Source organism: Mesorhizobium wenxiniae (assembly GCF_002284535.1).
Lineage (GTDB): Bacteria > Pseudomonadota > Alphaproteobacteria > Rhizobiales > Rhizobiaceae > Mesorhizobium > Mesorhizobium wenxiniae.
In genome coordinates, this window is record NZ_NPKH01000028.1 from 86,714 (window position 1) to 101,488 (window position 14,775).

Sequence of the window (14,775 nt, forward strand, 5' to 3'; positions counted from 1 at the left end):
GGGGCGGACAGCGCGGGCAACAAAAAAGCGGAGCCAAAGCCCCGCTTCCTCTGATGTCGAGACTTCCCGCCGGTTCATCCGCGGTCGGCAAATCGATCGACAATCAATTCCGTAACGCGACAATGCGACAGGCGTACGACAGCTGCGATCGATGAATACCGCCCGAATCGTCACGCGCGCTCGATACGGCACTGGTAGCAATTGTTGCGCGCCGAGCGGACATGCACATAGGCGATCTCGTCGCGTTCGAACAAGGTCTCGGCCCGCGCCGCGATGGCGCCCGTCGGAACGACGCCGCCGCTGCCATAGACGATGCGGTCGTCCCTGCCGTAGCCGCGCACGATGTAGTCGGCGCTTTCGAGCATTTCTGGAAGCGCCTCCGCTTCGGCAGCGCGCTCGCATTCTTCGGCATGCAGAAAGATCGGACCGGTCTCGGCGAAGGGCTGCAATTCCGGGAATGGCCGGTAAGCCAGGACGAGATAGGCTTCTCCAGCGGCGACGTTCTTCAGGCAGTGGCGGCAAGGCACGCCGTCACCGTCGGATATTTTCCGCTCTGGTATCAGGCCATAGGCGTCCGGCGCGCCGCGCTGCAAGGCTCTGACATCTTCCGTGGGCAAGGCTTTGAACTGGATGGTCATGGCGAAATCTCCGGTGTCGTCGACCGAAAATTACGCCGCTGCGCCAGCGTCTCCCACCCGATTCCTGCCAATTTGGATCAGTCCATCAAGGCGTCGAGACCGCGCACCAGCCCTGTGATCTCGTGTACCCGCCTGATAGCGAGCAGCGTGCCGGCCACGTAAGGAGCAGCGGACGAGCCGGCGTCGTGACGAATGGTCAGCCGCTCGTCGGGCAGGCCGAACAGCGCCTCACAGGACAGAATGTAGGAAGGCAGACGCAGCGCATGCACCTGCACCCCCTCGCCCGAACCGACCGCCGCACCGCGGGTTCCCGGCACACCCGAGACCTCCGAGACCGGCCGCGCGGTCGAAGCCTTGCGGACATCGGCCAGCGCTTCGGCAAGCTCGCGCGCGGTGCCGGACGGCGCGTCGGGTTTCTTGGCGCCCGCATAGTCGATCACCTCGACATCCGGCACGTATTTTGCCGCCATCAGGGCAAACCGCTTCATCAGCGTGGCGGTGATTGAAAAATTGCCGGCTGCAATGACGCCGACACGATTGGCGCGTGCTGCAGCGTCGATCTCGCCGAAATCGGTCGCACCCAACCCCGACGTGCCTATCACAACGTGCCGTCCTTTTTCTATGGCCAGCAGCGCATGGTCTTTCACCAAATGCGGCTTGGTGTAGTCGACCAGCACGTCCGACGGCACCTCCAGCGCCTCGGCCAAAGAGGCGGATACGGTGATGCCGTTGGCCGGCATGCCAACCAGGAGGCCGGAATCCTGCCCCGCGCTGCTGCGTGACACAGCCCCGGCCAGTGCCATGTCGCCTTGCGCCCCGATCGCCGGAACCAGCGCCTTGCCGACCCAGCCGGTCGCACCGGCCATCACCACCCGTATCGTCATCGTTTGGGTCCTCCATCACCATCGAGCTTTGACCGACAGCGATATGTAAAGAGCGCGGCTCATTCAAGCCCGGCTCTTGCCCGGGTATTGATCCAGACCGCAGTGACTGGGCCTGATTCGAAAATCGCAGTGGCGAGTCAGATGATGGTGTCTTCGAGAACCGGAGCGGAGCGGACATTCAGGTCCGTGAGCACCGGAAGCGCAGAAGACGCCTTCAGATGGCCGCCAATGCGGATTTAGGACAGGCTCAGCGGATGAAGTCGTCGAAGCGGCGGAGCGTCACCCGGCGATTACGCCAATTCTCGTCCTGCGTCTGGACGAGCAGGAATTCCTCGCCGTAGCCGACAGTTTCCAGTGTATAGCCCGGCACGCCGAATTCGCGCACCAAGGTGCGCCTCAGCGAGGAGGCGCGCTGTTCGGACAGGATCTGGTTCGATTGGAATGAGCCAACCGCGTCGGTATGGCCTTCGATCAGCACGCGGGCGCCGGGGTCGCGCCGCAGGATGCGCTGAAGCGCATCGGCGATGTTTTCGATCTTGCCATATTGCGATTCGGAGATGGCCGCCGAGCCAAAGGCGAAATTGATCGACTGGATATCGATCGAACGGGCCATGCGCCGCAGGTCCGGCCGCCTCTTGAATTCGCGGATGGTGACGCGCTGGTTCGGGCGCAGCTTAACGCGGGGCGCGGCCTCGAGCTGACGCTCGATCGTCGCCGCCGAAGGCGTGGTTGCCTGAGCGGCGGCAAGGGTCGGCATGGCGAGGGCCGCAACCAGCGCGGCGGCAAATGTGCGTCGGGTCAGCATGTCTTTTCTCCTTCGGCCTCGGCCGCATTGATGGTGCCGGCAAGATGCCGAAGACAAGCTGAAGCATTGATGAACAATAGGTTCAGTTTGCGGAGAAAATCATGGCCGCATGACACTGGCCGCACGCTCGGCGAAGGTCATTGGATGCACGATCTCCTTCTTTTGCGCGACCGGTGCAAAGCCGAGCTTCTGGTAGAGCGGCAATGCCGCCGGATGGTCGAGCGTGCAGGTCTGCACCGTCACCCGCCTTGGGCCGTGCGACCAGGCGGCGGCGATCGCCGCACCCAGGAACCAGCGGCCGATGCCTTGGCCGGTCGCGTGCTCCATCATGCCGAAATAGGCAAGTTCCACTTCTTCCGGCAGATGCGGCTTTAGGTCAAAGAAACCGGCCGGCGACCCATCGAGATACAGCACCCTGATGTCGCGGTCCTCGCGATGGATGCCCGCAGAAAGCTCCTCGTCGCTCAACCTCAGCACGTTGACCCAGTGCCATTTGCGGCCTACCCGATCCATCAGGTAGCGGTAGAAATGCAGCGGAATGTCCTTGGTCTTCAGCAATGCGATCTGGCGGTTGTACGGCACCGGCGGCGAGTAGGCCGGCGGCACATGCATTTCGAGAAACGTCACCGTGACCTCGATATCTTCAAGCGCTCCGTTTTCCATCACTGTCGATCCTTGCCCGTCACGACGGGCGGATCGCTAAGCCCACCCCATTCCGTCCATGAACCGTCGTAGAGCCTGTTGTCGGTATGGCCAAGCGTCTCGAGCGCCAGCGTGATCGCCGCCGCAGTGACGCCTGAGCCGCAAGAGGTGACGACCGGCTTCGACAGGTCGATGCCGGCGTCCTCGATCACCTTGCGCAGTCGGTCTTTCGACAGCAGCTCGCCGTTCTCGGCAAGCGCCGAAAACGGCACGTTGTGCGCGCCGGGCATATGGCCTGAGCGGACGCCGGCGCGAGGCTCCGGCTCGGTACCGGCAAACCGGCCAGGCGAGCGCGCGTCGGCGATCTGGCTTTTCCCGGTCTCGACGATACGGCGCATGTCGGCCAGGCTGGCGACGCGGGCGGCATCGAAGTCGGCATGAAACACGCAAGGCGCGACCTTCGTCGGCTCCGCCGTCACCGGCCGTCCAGCCGCTTTCCAGCGGTCGAAGCCGCCGTCCAACACGTAGACCTGGAACACCCCCATGACACGGAACATCCACCAGGCGCGCGGCGCCGAGAAGAAGCCCGGACCGTCATAGACCACGATGGTGTCGTCGGCCGAAATGCCCATGGCGCCGACATATTGGGCGAAATGCTGCGGCGACGGCAGCGTGTGCGGCAGTGGGGAATCGGGATCTGAGATCGCATCCTGATCCAGGAAACCGGCGCCTGGAATGTGCGCTGCGTCATATTCGGCGCGCGCGTCGCGCTTCTGCGCCGGCAGATACCAGGACGCGTCGACGATAGTCAGGCCAGGCTCGCCGAGGCGCTTCTGCAACCAGTCCGCATCGACGGTAAAAGGGCTGTCTTCGGCCATTCTTCTTCTCCTGCCCGCCTTTGACAATCTGTTTATCAGGCCGGCGGCATCGGTCCAAAGCGTATTCGGAAGCGTCGATTCTCGCGACCCTTCTTCTCGATCTTGCCGATATGGATCTCGCCGACTTCTCCAGTGCTCTTCACATGGGTGCCGCCGCAAGGCTGGCTGTCGATCGAGGCGTTCTCGCCAATGCAGACCAGGCGGATCTTGCCCGTGCCGGCGGGTGGCCGAACATTCTTGGATTTCACCAGCGCCGGATTGGCCGCCAGTTCCTCGTCGGTGATCAGCCTGACAAAGACTGGGTGGTCGGCCCGCACCAGTTCCATCAACCTGGCCGTCACGTCTTCCCTGGTGAACCCGGCATCCGGGATGTCGAAGTCGACACGGCTGTCGTCCTCGGAAACCGAGGCGCCGGTAATCGGGAACGGGCAGACGACGGTGAGCAAATGGCAGGCTGTGTGCATGCGCATCAGCAAATGCCGCCTCTCCCAATCGACGGCGAGCTTTATCGGTTCGCCGACCTCAAGCACCGCCTGCTCAGGCTGCGGCACATGAATGATCTCATCTTTGGTCTGACCGGTGGTGGTGGCGGCAACAGCGATCAGGCTGCCGTCGTCGCGTTCAAGGGTGCCCGTATCGCCCGGCTGCCCGCCCGACGTGGCATAGAAGATCGTCCGGTCCAGTATTATGCCGCCACGATCGTTGACGGCTACAATCGTGGCGTCAGCCGTCCTGAGATAGGCGTCGTCGCGAAACAGCGCTTCCGTCCTGTAAGCCATCACGCGACCTTTTCGAACGGCACCGAAATTGTGCTCCGCTGTTCCATCCAGCCCGGTACCGGCAGCTTCTTTTGGCGCAGGAATTCCGGGTTGAACAATTTCGACTGATAGCGCGTGCCGTAGTCGCAAAGCACGGTCACGATGGTGTGGCCGGGACCCATCTCACGGGCCAGCCGGATCGCGCCGGCAATGTTGATACCGGTCGAGCCGCCGACGCACAGGCCTTCCTCCTGGATCAGGTCGAAGACGATCGGCAGCGCGTCCTCGTCCGGGATCTGGAAGGAGAAATCCGGCGTGAACCCTTCCAGATTGGCGGTGACCCGCCCCTGCCCGATGCCTTCGGTGATCGAGCTGCCTTCGGATTTGAGCTCACCCGTGGTGTAGAAGCTATAGAGCGCCGCGCCGAGCGGATCGGCGAGCGCGATCTTGACGTCCTTGCTCTTGGACTTAAGCCCGAAAGCGATGCCGGCCAGTGTTCCGCCGGAGCCGACCGCCGAGACGAAACCGTCGACCTTGCCGCCGGTCTGGGCCCAGATTTCTTCCGCTGTGGTGCGGGTATGGCCGTCACGGTTGGCGACGTTGTCAAACTGATTGGCCCAGATCGCGCCGTTCGGCTCGGACCGGGCCATCTGCTCGGCCAGACGGCCCGACAGTTTCACATAATTGTTGGGGTTCTTGTAGGGAACGGCAGGCACCTCGATCAGCTCGGCGCCGAGCAATTTGATCGTGTCCTTCTTCTCCTGGCTTTGCGTCTCGGGGATGACGATCACGGTGCGGTAGCCAAGCGCCTTGGCGACCAGCGTCAATCCGATGCCGGTGTTGCCGGCCGTCCCCTCGACGATGACCCCACCCGGCCTCAAGAGCCCGCGCTGCTCGGCGTCTCGGATGATGAACAGCGCGGCACGGTCCTTGACCGACTGGCCCGGATTCATGAATTCGGCCTTGCCCAGGATCTCGCAGCCGGTTTCTTCCGAGGCTTTGTTGAGGCGGATCAGAGGCGTATTGCCGATCGCTTCGATCACAGAACGGGGCATTGAGATTCCTTTATGCTAGCGGCGGAACCCTAGAAACCCGAAGCTTCGGTTTCAAGGCAAGAATTTGTCTGGTCCAGCGGCATTTCCGGGCTGCAATTCCTAAATTAGACGTCGCCTTCCGCTATTCGTTGAAGCTCCCACTGAAAAGCGCTCTTTTCATCCGATTTCTTCGTCGCTAGAGCACAGGCTAAGACAAAGTCGCAGGGCATCGCATGACTCTCTACCGGGCCAACCCGAAAGACGGCGTCGCCTGGATAACGGGCGGCAGCAGCGGCATCGGCCGTTCATTGGCCAAGGACCTGGCGGCGCAGGGCTATGCCGTCGCGGTGACGGCGCTCGACGACGATCCGATCGACACGCTTGTTGTCGAGACGACTCAGATGCCGGGCCGCGTCACAGCCTATCCTTGCGACGTCACCGACGAGAAACGCATGGCAAAAACAGTCGCGGCGATCGAGAAGGACCTCGGCCCGATCGTCTTGGCCGTGTTCAATGCCGGGAGCTATATTGCGATCGCCGGCGAAGACCTCACCGTCCGAGCATTTCGCCAGTCCTTCGATGTCAATTATTTCGGCACCATCAACGGCCTGGTGCCGGTCATCGAACGGATGCGCATCCGCGCACGCGGCCATATCGTCCTGGTCGGTTCGGTCACCGCCTATTTCGGCTGGCCGACCACAGCCGCCTATGGTGGCACTAAGGCGGCGATCAATATCCTCGCGGAGTCGCTGAAATACGATTTCGACAAGATGAACGTCCGCATCCAGGTGATAAACCCGGGCTTCGTCGACACCCCGCTGACCGAGAAGAATTTGCTGCCGATGCCCGGGCTGGTGCCCGTCAATCGCGCCTCGCGCCGCGTGGCGCGCGGCATCAAGTCCGGCGGTTTCGAAGTCACTTTCCCGCGCCGCTTGAGCTGGGGCCTGAAGCTGCTCAGAATCCTGCCGAGATCGATCTGCCGATGGGTCATCAGCACCGCGACCCGCTGGAAGGCGCGTCCGCTGAATTTCGACCGCAGGCCGCCGAGCGAATAGACCGGCCATCAAAGTTGGCGATCCCACCGCCGGCGAGACGTCGTTGCCTGTTTGCCATCGTGGCCATAGGTTGAGATCTAGACTATTGCGTGGAGTCTGCGATGGGGCGACGGATCGTGCTTGCGGTATTGGGTCTCGCCGTCATTCTTGTCCTGGCCTTCGTCTTTGGCCCGCGCGTCCAAGCCGACACTACAATCCGCTTCGATCCTTCCGTGATCGGCGATGATCCGCAGGCCTACCTGGCACGCAAGGAAGCGGCCGTACCTGATATCTACGACGGGCTGGAAAAGGAAATCATCTGGGCCAATCCGATGGTTCACTACAGGACGCCGCTGTCGATCGTCTATATCCACGGCTTTTCGGCGTCGAAGGGCGAGGTTCGTCCGCTTCCCGACGAGGTGGCCGACCGGCTCGACGCCAATCTTTACTACACCCGTCTCACCGGCCACGGACAGGGCGGTGCCGCAATGGCGGACGGCAGCGTCAGCGCCTGGATCAACGACTATGCGGAAGCGCTCGCCATTGGCCGGGCGATCGGCGACAAGGTGATCGTTATCGCTACCTCGACCGGTGGCTCGCTGGCAGCCTGGGCTGCGACGCAGCCGGGCGCATCGGACGGGGTGGCAGCAATCGCGTTCATCTCGCCAAATTTCGGCGTCAAGGCTTCCGGCGCCGAACTTCTAACCATGCCGTGGGGCCGAGAGATCGCCGAGCTGGTCGCCGGCAAGGAGCGCAGCTTCGTGCCACGCAATGCGCTGCACGAGAAATTCTGGACCTACCGCTATCCGATCGCGGCGACCCTGCCAATGGTGGCCCTGACCGAAATAGCCTATGGCGCGCCGGTGGAGAAGGCGACCATCCCTGCCCTCTTCATATTTTCGGATTCGGACAAGATCGTGCAGCCGGACCGCACTCGCGAAATCGCCGAGCGCTGGGGCGCGGCGCACGAACTGGTGCCGGTCGACGATACCGGCGATCGGGACAACCACGTCATCGCCGGTGACGCGCTGTCGCCGTTGACCACGGCCTTCCTAACGCAGCGCATTGTGGTGTGGCTTGAGGCGGTGGTGAAGTAAGCTCTCGCCTTGTTGTGGGAGAAGAGAAAAGGCGACCGAAGCATCGCTCCGATCGCCCTCCTCCAATTACTCACAATCAAGCCGATCCCGACGGGCGGGGCCGGATACAACGGTCTGATTACGCGGCCCGCGCCGCCGGCCGCTTGCCGCCGAAACGACGCTTGTTGTTGCCCTTGAAGGGCTTGGCGCCTTCCGGCTTGCGCTCGCCGGCAAAGGCTGGCTTGTCGCCCAAGCGCTTGTTGCCGTTATTCTGGCCGCCCGGCCGCCTGCCGTCGCGACGACCATTGCGGTCGTTGGCCGGCTCGAAGCTGCGCTCGTTCTTTTCGGCGGGATTGCGCTGCGGGTCGGGACTGCCGAGATGATCGGCAACGATCGGCAGCTTGGTGCGGATGATGCGCTCGACCTGACGCAGCTTGCTGTTCTCGGACGGGTCGCAAAGGGTGATGGCGATGCCGTCCATGCCGTTGCGGCCGGTGCGGCCGATCCGGTGCACATAGCTCTCCGCCTCGTCCGGCAGGTCGAAATTCACCACATGGCTGATGCCGGGCACGTCTATTCCGCGCGCAGCAATATCGGTCGCCACAAGAATGCGCACCGAACCCTCGCGAAAATCGTTCAGCGCCTTCTGGCGGGCGTTCTGCGACTTGTTGCCGTGGATCACGGCGGCGTTGAAGCCATCGCGCTCGAGGTCCTTGGTCACCCTGTCGGCGCCATGCTTGGTGCGCGAAAAGATGATGACGGACTTCATGGCTTCGTCGGCGAGCATCGTCGACAGCACCTGGCGTTTCTGCTTCGTGCGGGCAAAGACGACGCCCTGTACGATCTCGGCCGCCGCGGTGCTGTGCGGCGCGACCTCGACGCGGATCGGATTCTTCAGCAGGCCTTTCGCCAGCTCGGCGATTTCATTCGGCATGGTCGCCGAGAACAGCACTGTCTGACGGTCCGGCGCGGTTGCCCTGGCGATGCGCTTGACGTCGTTGATGAAGCCCATGTCGAGCATGCGGTCGCCCTCGTCGAGCACCAGCCATTTGGTGTCGGCAAGCACGAGGTCGCCCTCGCGCACCAGGTCGGTCAACCGGCCAGGCGTGGCGATCAGGATGTCGACGCCGGGGGCAACCTTCTTTACCTGGCTGAAGCGCGAGACGCCGCCCAGCACCAGCGCGGTCGAGACATGCGCGCCCTTGGCCAGGATCTTGATGGTGTCTTCGATCTGCACGGCCAGTTCGCGCGTCGGCGCGAGAATCAGCGCACGAGCGGTCTTCGGCCGGCGCTTGGTGCCGAGCGCGATGATCTTCGAGAGGATCGGCAGCGCGAACGCCGCGGTCTTGCCGGAACCGGTCTGGGCGATGCCGAAAATATCGCGGCCTTCCAGCTGCGGCGGGATCGCCTGCGCCTGGATCGGCTTCGGATCGGTGAAGCCTGCGCCATGGGTGGCCTTGAGCAGCGCGCCCGTGATTCCAAGTGCTGCGAAACCCGAAAGTTCCCCAGTGTCCTTACCGGCCAAAGTGTTTTCGTTGGTCAAAATAATCTTCTTTCACGCGGCTCCTGGCCGCAAACATCAGTGGCGGCAGGGCGCAACCTGCCGTCGAAAAATTCTCATGGAACGACAAGGCGGCGGACATAATCGTCCGCGCGGCTGCGCTGTCGTGCCCGCATGCATCATGCCGCGGGGCTTTTTCGCCGCCTTGCCGATCTCGGAAAGAGGGAAAACAGACGCAACCAGTCTCATTCGTCGAGAAGGCCGGATACTCCCGGCCCAAGCGCCTATGTCGCCGCATATGGCCCAGTTCGCCGCGAAATGCAAGGGGCGTTATGTTGCAGCGCAGCGAAAGCCATGGCGAAGCGGCGCTTGCGCTGCCCTGCTGCCATGATTACCACAGATCAGGCTTTCGGTTTTTGGGGATCGAGCGATGAAGGACGTGCTGAAGGAACTCGAGCGCCGCCGCGACATGGCGCGCATGGGCGGCGGCCGGGCCCGCATCGACGCTCAGCACAAGAAGGGCAAGCTCACCGCGCGCGAACGCATCGACGTCTTTCTCGACGAAGGTTCGTTCGAGGAATTCGACATGTACGTCGAGCATCGCTCGACCGATTTCGGCATGGAGAAGATCAAGATCGCTGGCGACGGCGTTGTCACCGGCTGGGGAACCGTCAACGGCCGCCCGGTCTATGTCTTCGCCAAGGATTTTACCGTGTTCGGCGGCTCGCTGTCCGAGGCCCATGCCGAAAAGGTGGTCAAGGTGCAGGAGATGGCGCTGCGCAATCGCGCGCCGATCATCGGCCTCTACGACGCCGGCGGCGCCCGCATCCAGGAAGGCGTGGCAGCACTCGGCGGCTATGCCGAGATCTTCCAGCGCAACGTGCTGGCCTCAGGTGTCATCCCGCAGATTTCACTGATCATGGGCCCTTGCGCCGGCGGCGACGTCTATTCGCCTGCCATGACCGACTTCATCTTCATGGTGCGCGACACGTCCTACATGTTCGTCACCGGGCCGGACGTTGTGAAGACGGTCACCAACGAGACAGTCACCGCCGAGAGCCTCGGCGGCGCCTCCGTCCACACGACCAAGTCCTCGATTGCCGATGGCGCCTACGACAATGACGTCGAGGCGTTGCTGCAGATGCGCCGGCTGGTCGATCTGCTGCCTGCCTCCAATACGGCTGATATCCCCGAGATCGAATGCTACCAGTCGGTCACCGATCACGATCTGTCGCTCGACCGGCTGATCCCCGACAACGCCAATAAACCCTACGACATCAAGGAGTTGATCGTTAAAGTTGCCGACGAGGGTGACTTCTTCGAGATCCAGCAGAGTTTTGCGAAAAACATCGTCACCGGCTTCGGCCGCGTCGAAGGCCGCACGGTGGGCTTCGTCGCCAACCAGCCGATGGTGCTGGCCGGCGTGCTCGATTCCGACGCCAGCCGCAAGGCGGCGCGATTCGTGCGCTTCTGCGACTGTTTCTCGATTCCGATCGTCACCTTTGTCGACGTTCCAGGCTTTCTGCCCGGCACCGCGCAGGAATATGGCGGGCTGATCAAGCACGGCGCCAAGCTTTTGTTCGCCTATGCCGAAGCGACCGTCCCGAAGATCACCGTCATCACCAGAAAGGCCTATGGCGGCGCTTATGACGTGATGGCGTCGAAGCATCTGCGCGGCGACATGAACTATGCCTGGCCGACGGCGCAGATCGCGGTGATGGGCGCCAAGGGCGCGGTCGAGATAATCTATCGCAAGGACATCGGCGATGCGGAGAAGATCGCAGCGCATACAAAGGCTTACGAGGATCGCTTCCTGTCGCCCTTCGTCGCCGCCGAGCGCGGCTATGTCGATGAGGTGATCATGCCGCATTCGACCCGCCGCCGCATTGCCCGCGCGCTCCGCATGCTGCGCAACAAGGATATGCAGAACCCCTGGAAGAAGCACGACAACATTCCGTTGTGAGACGCTGATGTCGCTAAAGCAGCAAAAGCTCACTCCGCTTCCGCCGCGCCGAACCCCGCGCCCATCGTCGCGCGGACGGCGCCCGACCACGGCGTGGCATGATTGTCGATGCGCATCTGGAAGATAAAATAGGTCGGCGAGCAGAAGCCGATACCTTTCACCCTGCCGATACCAGGCGTATCGGGCGGTAGCGACTGGCACATATAATCCTCACGGCAGAAATGATCGGCCGAGCAGGCCGGCCGGTTGCCGCGGTTGACCGCGCCGCCTAGGCACTGGTCGAAATTGTTGGTCGCCACGCAAATGTCGAATTTTTTCCCGCCAACCAGCCCGCAGATCTCGTTCGGCATCGGCTTGCCCGGCTTGAAGGCGGCAAAGGCACGATCCTTGTCGTCGCAGCCGCGATAGGCAATGCCGGCCGGCACGCCGATCTTCGGCGGCCGGCAAGTGTAGGCGGCGCGCGAAATGTCGGTCGCGAAGGCCGCGAACTGGCCTGATATGCTGTAGCGGTCATTGAAAGGCTGCCCCGGGTTGCTGGTGATCGAGCCGGTCAGACATGGATGGCCGGAAAACATCTTTTCGCTGTCCTTGGGCAACAAGCATTGCGCCTGCTTCGTCCGCATGCCGGATGCAGTCGCCAGCGCCGTGCAGACGGTGCCGCCGTCGCATTGCCAGGTTGTGCCGAAGCCGGCCGCATCCTCCGGCATCAGACACGGCATCGCCACCTCGGCCGGCAGATAGGCGACCTCGTCCGCGTCCTTCCATGCAGCCGGCGGCGCGAAGGACAATGGGCGGAATCGGTTCGGCTCCTTGCCCTCTGCGGTCGCGCGCAGCCAGGCCTCGCGTCGCGGCATCTCGGCATGAAGATGCGGCGAGATGCCGACCTCGATGCGGTTCAGCGGCGAGGTCGTCTTGTCGTCGAGGCCGATGAAATGGAAACCAGCGGTCGAACCAGCTTGATGACAACCCTGGCAGGCGCCATTGTCGAGCCGCTCGACCAGCGCTTCCGGCGTGCGCACCAGCTTCAGCGCGGAATAGTCGAGCCCAGAAAAATCCGCGGGCTGGAATAGCGGCGTGAACGGGTGATTGGCCTGCCTTACGCTGCCGAAAGTCGACCACGAGACGACTTTCTTCGCCAGGAATTCATCCGGGATTTCGTAGACGCCGAGATCAACCGCCGCGACATTGGCGCTGATATAGTCGGCAAGTTTTACTTTCAGCGCGGCGTCGTCGGCAAGCCGCGCCAGGTCGGGCGTGTTTTCCAGCAGCTTTTCACTGACCGTCTCTCCATCGACGCCAAAAATCCGCATGAGGTAGGCAGCCTGGCCGCCAAATTCGGTCTCCTGGCCGGAGGGAAAGCGCACCATTTGGGCGTTGAGCTCGAGCTGCTTGAAGCTCAGCCTGGCCTTTTCAAGCGGCCCGCCGATGAGCCAGCCGATATCGACGGTCTCATCGAGTTGCGGCGTCCAGCGTCCGGCAACGCCGACGCAGCCGCCATCGGCGTCCGGCGCGGCGCTATAGATGGCATTGAAGTTGAACGGCAGGCGCGAGGCCAGGACCTTGCCGTTTTTCTTGAAGCTGTAGGCAAGGCGATAGATGAAACGGACCTCACCGCAGGCCCCGTCGCCCCGCATATCGGCGAAATCACGCCGATCGAGCCGGTTGACGACACCGACCAGCCGGAAGCGCGCGGCGTCGGTCTTCAGCCAGCGCATGTCGATGATGCGGCCGACATTGCCGTCGGTGACTTCGTAGAGCGGCCGCCCGCCCGCCTTCATCTCGGCGCGTAGCGCAGCGACATCGCCTGCAATCGTTTCGACGATCTGGTGATAGGCCGGCGCCTTTTCATAAAGCGTCTTCAGGTCGCCCTTGCCGTCGATATCGAAAATGCCGGCGAAGCCAAAACCCCTGGCGTCGAGAGCGGCGAGCACGGCCGGTTCGTCGACGATCATCACCGGACTTTCAGCACGCGCGGTGTTCGCCATCAAAGCGGCAACGAAGATAGTGGCAAGCAGCGCGAATCCGCGGTTCATCAAGTAGTTACCTCGTTGCGATTTTCGGCAAGCTCGCGCAGCACCGGCACCAGCGCCAGCGGCAAGTCTTCAGCGATCAGCCCAGGTCCGAAACGGCTGCCGGCCTCAGCATGAATCCAGACCGCCGCGCAGGCGGCTTCGAAAGCCGGCATGCCTTGCGCCAGGAAGCCGGCGATGATGCCCGACAGCACGTCGCCCGAACCGGCTGTGGCCAGCCATGGCGCGCCGTTGCCGTTGATCGCCGCCCTGCCATCGGGCGCCGCGATCACCGTGTCCGCGCCCTTGTAGACGACGATGGCGCCGGCGCGCGCGGCGGCAGCGCGCGCCTTGGCCAGCTTGGACAGGTTCGTGTCTCCGGCGATGTCCGCAAACAGCCTGGCGAATTCGCCCTCATGCGGCGTCAGCACCAACGCTGGTGCGTTCGGGCGACGGGCGACTTCGAACAGACCTTTAGGCGTATCGCGAAACGAGCTGATGCCATCGGCATCGAGGACCAGTCCGTCGGCCCTGCCGTCTTGCCGCTCTCCGGTGGCCAGCACGCCGAGGGCAAAATCGCGGGTTTTTTCGCCGACGCCAAACCCGGGTCCGAGGACGAACGCCGATGGCCGGCGGCTGTCGATGAAGTCCTGTACGTCCGCGATGCTGTCGGCCTTTTTCAGCATGATCGAAGTCAGATGCGCGGCATTCACTTGCACAGCATTCGCCGGCGACAGCACGGTCACCGCCCCTGCCCCGCTTCTGGCCGCAGCAAGCGCAGATAGCCGTGCCGCACCCGTCGCCGATGGCCCGCCGGAAAAGACGCCGACATGGCCGCGCCTGTATTTATGCGTGTCGACGGCTGGAATCGGGAAACTTTCTAACCAAAGCGACGGGGCGTTCTCGAAAGTTCGCGGTTGAAGCTGCGCAACGATGCCGTCGCCGATGCCGATGTCGGCAAGCACCAGTTCGCCGCACATCTCGCGCCCAGGCAACAGCAGATGGCCGGGCTTTTTTCGCGCGAACGTCACCGTGATTCTGGCGCGGAATGCCTGGCCGAGAATCTGGCCGCTCTCGCCTGACACGCCTGAGGGCAGATCGACCGCGACGACAGGCAGGTTCAGTTCTGTCGCAACATCGACCGCCCTGGCGGCATCACCGGACAGCGGCTTGGACAGCCCCGCCCCATAAAGCGCATCGACCAGGATAGAACCTTTCTCGGCGGCAAATTCCGACAGCGGCCGAGGCCTGACCTGGCATTCCGACGCGGCGAGCGCTGCGTCGCTGCCGGCTTTGGGCGAGCCGGATGCCCACAGCAAGACGTCGACGGCGCTATCCCCAAGAATGCGGGCGACGACATATCCGTCGCCGCCATTGTTGCCGGGCCCGCACAGCACGTGGACGCGCCTGGCAGCCGGAAAATGGGCGAGCACCACTGCAGCGACTGCGCCACCTGCATTGCGCATCAGGCCAATGCCGTCGAATGGTCCGGCGGAAATCATCAGCCGGTCGGCCTCACCCATTTCGGCCGGAGACAGAATTTCATTGCTCAT

13 protein-coding genes are annotated in these 14,775 nt (G+C 63.0%); 3 read left to right on the forward strand and 10 right to left on the reverse strand.

The window, feature by feature from the left end; all coding sequences use genetic code 11:
- Positions 1-170: 170 nt before the first annotated feature.
- The 7 genes from CIT31_RS23760 to CIT31_RS23790 form a co-directional block, all read right to left on the reverse strand.
- Positions 171-638 (reverse strand): DUF1203 domain-containing protein, encoded by a 468-nt coding sequence (locus CIT31_RS23760; RefSeq protein WP_095520628.1) that lies wholly within the window; start codon positions 636-638, stop codon positions 171-173.
- A gap of 77 nt (positions 639-715) precedes the next feature.
- Entirely contained in the window at positions 716-1,522 is an 807-nt protein-coding gene (gene dapB, locus CIT31_RS23765) for a 4-hydroxy-tetrahydrodipicolinate reductase (RefSeq protein WP_095520629.1), read from the reverse strand.
- 247 nt (positions 1,523-1,769) lie between these two features.
- Positions 1,770-2,327, reverse strand: coding sequence for an OmpA family protein (locus CIT31_RS23770; RefSeq protein WP_095520630.1), 558 nt, complete (start codon positions 2,325-2,327; stop codon positions 1,770-1,772).
- A 99-nt stretch (positions 2,328-2,426) separates the two neighbouring features.
- The gene (locus CIT31_RS23775; protein ID WP_095494886.1) at positions 2,427-2,990 is read right to left on the reverse strand and encodes a GNAT family N-acetyltransferase; all 564 of its coding nucleotides are present in this window, start codon (positions 2,988-2,990) and stop codon (positions 2,427-2,429) included.
- Positions 2,990-3,847: a 3-mercaptopyruvate sulfurtransferase gene (gene sseA / locus CIT31_RS23780; RefSeq protein ID WP_095520631.1), complete on the reverse strand. Its 858-nt coding sequence runs from the start codon at positions 3,845-3,847 to the stop codon at positions 2,990-2,992. The genes CIT31_RS23775 and sseA overlap by 1 nt, the downstream gene beginning before the upstream one ends.
- Before the next feature lie 35 nt (positions 3,848-3,882).
- A complete protein-coding gene (locus CIT31_RS23785; RefSeq protein ID WP_095520632.1) occupies positions 3,883-4,626 on the reverse strand; it encodes an alanyl-tRNA editing protein in 744 nt (247 codons plus the stop codon).
- The gene (locus CIT31_RS23790) at positions 4,626-5,660 is read right to left on the reverse strand and encodes a cysteine synthase A (RefSeq protein WP_095520633.1); all 1,035 of its coding nucleotides are present in this window, start codon (positions 5,658-5,660) and stop codon (positions 4,626-4,628) included. The genes CIT31_RS23785 and CIT31_RS23790 overlap by 1 nt, the downstream gene beginning before the upstream one ends.
- Before the next feature lie 212 nt (positions 5,661-5,872).
- Between CIT31_RS23790 and CIT31_RS23795 the strand changes: the two genes are divergently transcribed.
- Both CIT31_RS23795 and CIT31_RS23800 read left to right on the forward strand, forming a co-directional pair.
- Positions 5,873-6,694: an SDR family oxidoreductase gene (locus CIT31_RS23795; protein ID WP_095520634.1), complete on the forward strand. Its 822-nt coding sequence runs from the start codon at positions 5,873-5,875 to the stop codon at positions 6,692-6,694.
- Positions 6,695-6,795: 101 nt separating this feature from the next.
- The gene (locus CIT31_RS23800) at positions 6,796-7,770 is read left to right on the forward strand and encodes an alpha/beta hydrolase (RefSeq protein ID WP_095520635.1); all 975 of its coding nucleotides are present in this window, start codon (positions 6,796-6,798) and stop codon (positions 7,768-7,770) included.
- 118 nt (positions 7,771-7,888) lie between these two features.
- On the opposite strand, the gene CIT31_RS23805 is transcribed toward CIT31_RS23800, so the two are convergent.
- Entirely contained in the window at positions 7,889-9,292 is a 1,404-nt protein-coding gene (locus CIT31_RS23805) for a DEAD/DEAH box helicase (RefSeq protein WP_095520636.1), read from the reverse strand.
- A 388-nt stretch (positions 9,293-9,680) separates the two neighbouring features.
- Between CIT31_RS23805 and CIT31_RS23810 the strand changes: the two genes are divergently transcribed.
- Positions 9,681-11,213, forward strand: a complete 1,533-nt coding sequence (locus CIT31_RS23810; RefSeq protein ID WP_095520637.1) for an acyl-CoA carboxylase subunit beta — start codon at positions 9,681-9,683, stop codon at positions 11,211-11,213.
- A gap of 29 nt (positions 11,214-11,242) precedes the next feature.
- Here the strand turns inward: CIT31_RS23810 and CIT31_RS23815 are convergent, their stop codons facing one another.
- Together CIT31_RS23815 and CIT31_RS23820 are read right to left on the reverse strand one after the other, a co-directional pair.
- Positions 11,243-13,246 (reverse strand): hypothetical protein, encoded by a 2,004-nt coding sequence (locus CIT31_RS23815; RefSeq protein WP_095520638.1) that lies wholly within the window; start codon positions 13,244-13,246, stop codon positions 11,243-11,245.
- Positions 13,246-14,775, reverse strand: coding sequence for an NAD(P)H-hydrate dehydratase (locus CIT31_RS23820; RefSeq protein WP_095520639.1), 1,530 nt, complete (start codon positions 14,773-14,775; stop codon positions 13,246-13,248). Before CIT31_RS23820 ends, CIT31_RS23815 begins: the two co-directional genes overlap by 1 nt.

What these genes read in the sequence shown, in the direction of transcription:
- CIT31_RS23800 (WP_095520635.1), top strand. Translation starts at nt 6,796, where the DNA reads ATGGGGCGACGGATCGTGCTTGCGGTATTGGGTCTCGCCGTCATTCTT.
- CIT31_RS23795 (WP_095520634.1), top strand. Translation starts at nt 5,873, where the DNA reads ATGACTCTCTACCGGGCCAACCCGAAAGACGGCGTCGCCTGGATAACG.
- CIT31_RS23770 (WP_095520630.1), bottom strand. Translation starts at nt 2,327, where the DNA reads ATGCTGACCCGACGCACATTTGCCGCCGCGCTGGTTGCGGCCCTCGCC.
- CIT31_RS23815 (WP_095520638.1), bottom strand. Translation starts at nt 13,246, where the DNA reads ATGAACCGCGGATTCGCGCTGCTTGCCACTATCTTCGTTGCCGCTTTG.
- CIT31_RS23775 (WP_095494886.1), bottom strand. Translation starts at nt 2,990, where the DNA reads ATGGAAAACGGAGCGCTTGAAGATATCGAGGTCACGGTGACGTTTCTC.
- CIT31_RS23785 (WP_095520632.1), bottom strand. Translation starts at nt 4,626, where the DNA reads ATGGCTTACAGGACGGAAGCGCTGTTTCGCGACGACGCCTATCTCAGG.
- CIT31_RS23810 (WP_095520637.1), top strand. Translation starts at nt 9,681, where the DNA reads ATGAAGGACGTGCTGAAGGAACTCGAGCGCCGCCGCGACATGGCGCGC.
- CIT31_RS23760 (WP_095520628.1), bottom strand. Translation starts at nt 638, where the DNA reads ATGACCATCCAGTTCAAAGCCTTGCCCACGGAAGATGTCAGAGCCTTG.
- CIT31_RS23790 (WP_095520633.1), bottom strand. Translation starts at nt 5,660, where the DNA reads ATGCCCCGTTCTGTGATCGAAGCGATCGGCAATACGCCTCTGATCCGC.
- dapB (WP_095520629.1), bottom strand. Translation starts at nt 1,522, where the DNA reads ATGACGATACGGGTGGTGATGGCCGGTGCGACCGGCTGGGTCGGCAAG.
- sseA (WP_095520631.1), bottom strand. Translation starts at nt 3,847, where the DNA reads ATGGCCGAAGACAGCCCTTTTACCGTCGATGCGGACTGGTTGCAGAAG.
- CIT31_RS23820 (WP_095520639.1), bottom strand. Translation starts at nt 14,775, where the DNA reads ATGAGCAATGAAATTCTGTCTCCGGCCGAAATGGGTGAGGCCGACCGG.